This window comes from Halalkalibacter alkalisediminis (assembly GCF_028610705.1).
GTDB lineage: Bacteria > Bacillota > Bacilli > Bacillales > Bacillaceae_D > Halalkalibacter > Halalkalibacter alkalisediminis.
The window spans coordinates 1-1,507 of sequence record NZ_JAQQWT010000110.1; the positions used below are offsets into that span (position 1 = coordinate 1).

1 protein-coding gene is annotated in these 1,507 nt (G+C 40.1%); it reads right to left on the reverse strand.

Translation table 11 applies throughout. The features are described 5' to 3' along the window. Nucleotides 1-210: 210 nt before the first annotated feature. On the reverse strand, nt 211-1,425 hold the full coding sequence (locus PQ474_RS26050) for an IS4 family transposase (protein ID WP_273848489.1): 1,215 nt from the start codon (nt 1,423-1,425) through the stop codon (nt 211-213). Between the last annotated feature and the right edge of the window lie 82 nt (nt 1,426-1,507).

Consider the following 1,507-nt stretch of genomic DNA (forward strand, 5'->3'; position numbering starts at 1 on the left):
TCATTAGCATTGCATAAATAAGTATCTCTATTGTCAATCGAATTGTTTCGTTGAAGGTTAAATTAGAAAGAATATTCTGATTTTACCGTGGTGGACCTAAGTGAAAAACGGACAACACTGACGTGTGCGGTAGTCCTTATCCACAATTTTACATTTATAGATGTTCCTAGTTTGTAAACACTGGATCGTACAGTAAGTCGTCTAAATGGCTCACCTCACCTCACCTTCAAGGAATTGTTGCTCGATCACTTGAAACTCTGCCTCCCAGTTCAGTTTTTGACGTCCTTTCGATGAACGCGCGGGCTGCCTGAAAAGAGCGCATAGGAATGCATCAAATCCATCAAATAAAAGGGTTTTCAACGTTTGCTTGACTTCAAGTAATGGTCCCTCGTGATGGACACTTTGTTGTAAGAGCACTTGTAAACAGTATGTGATGAGAGCGATCCAGATTTGATTACATACGGCATTCTCACTCTTGCCGTAGAAGCTTTTGACTTTGAGGTGCTGTTTCATCCACTTAAAGAAGGTTTCGATTTTCCAACGATAGCGGTAGAGTTCGCCGATTTCGTTAGCTGAGAGCTCAAAACAGTTGGTGACGATGATCACCGTGTTTCCTTCACGATCTTTGGTTTCAACAAGACGTAAAGGATGGGTCATTTTCGTTCCGTTCTGTCCATTGCCGAGAAACACTTCTTGGTCTCTGAAAATAAGAGATTCAGGATCAGGTACTTGTTCAGAGAGCACCTCAATTTGCGCATTCTTCTTTAAGCGCGTGATAAAACGAACATCCTGTAAACAGAATTCGTCAAACTTCTTATAGTCGTTGTACCCTCGGTCAAATAAGTGGATCGCTTCTGAATCAATGTCGATAAGCTCACTCATTTGTGTACGATCTGCGTGTTTAGCTGGTAGTAATATACCTTTATCAGGAATCGTCAACTCTTTCGTCACGATCACTCGTAAGTGAAGCCGTATTCCAGCTTTCGTTTTACGGAAGGTTGCCCAAGGAAATTGGCTAAGACTCATACTCATCGTCGTTGAATCAATCACGTATAAACGACCTATATCACGAATGATCGCAGGTTGTTTGAGGGTCGCTTGAGTCTTTAAGACGAGGTGATGAAAGATCTTTTCATAGATTTTAGGTGATAAGCTCCCAAGCTTTCTAGAAAGTTGCGATGTACTGATTGTGTCCAACGCTAGTTCAAGCTGATAGGATTTCTGGTCTTTCACCTGCTTTGATAAGAACGTTAGGCTTTCCGTTTCTTCCAATTGCGAAAGAATAAGCAGTTGAAAGAACTTGTATACCGATAATTTCTTCACATATTTATCCAGGTCTATGACGTTAATCAGCTTAGAAAAAGTTTGTTCATCTATTCCTTTTAGTAGTTCATTAATTGTAGATTTTATGGTATTCTTGTCCATGGTGAGCTCCTTTTAATTGGGATTTGGACAGAACTACCAATCCTAATTATAAGGAGTTTTTTTGTGCCTTGAAACCATAAAT